General features: G+C 78.7%; 1 pseudogene. It reads right to left on the bottom strand.

What is annotated here, in order from left to right:
- Positions 1-153: 153 nt before the first annotated feature.
- Positions 154-607 (bottom strand): annotated as a pseudogene (locus KUM32_RS44350) (peptide ABC transporter ATP-binding protein); the annotation flags it as partial.

The raw sequence follows: 607 nt of genomic DNA, 5'->3' as shown, positions 1-607 counted from the left end.
CCACCGGCCCGCCCCGGCCCCGCGCGCGGCCCGGCCGCGGGGCCCGTTCCCGGGCGTCGGACGTGCCCGCATCGCCCCCGCCCGTGGCCACGGCCACCGCGCCGTCCGCGCCCACCGCCCCGACCGTGATATCCGTCACCGCCGCGCCCGGGGTCAGCCCTCGGCGGCCCCGGGCTCCTTCCGCACCGGCTTCTTCGCCGGCCCCTTCGGCGCCTTCCCCGCTGCCTCGCCCGAGGACGTCGCGGGCGCCTCCGCCACGGCCCCCTCCGGTGCGGAGCCAGGCGTCGCCGCCTCGGCCGTCGCCGCCTTCGCGGGCACCTTCTCCGCCGTCGTGGCTGACTTCGCCGCCGTTGTGGTCGGCTCCGCCGCCGTCGTGGTCGACTTCGTCGCCGGGGCCGCCGCGCTCGGTGCCTGCGTGCGGACGACCTTGCCGCCGTCTGCTGTGACCTCGGCCAGCGCGGCGTCGCCCGGCTTGAGGTCCTCGTGGTTCTCGGGGTGGTGGCACGCCACCTGGTGGCCCGTCTTCAGCGCGAGCAGCGGCGGCTCCTCCACCGTGCACACCACCGTGGCCTTCCAGCACCGGGTGTGGAACCGGCAGCCGCTGGGC

The organism is Streptomyces sp. AC627_RSS907, assembly GCF_019049165.1.
Note: the sequence above shows the minus strand (reverse complement) of the source record. Positions and strands in the feature narration are given on the sequence as shown.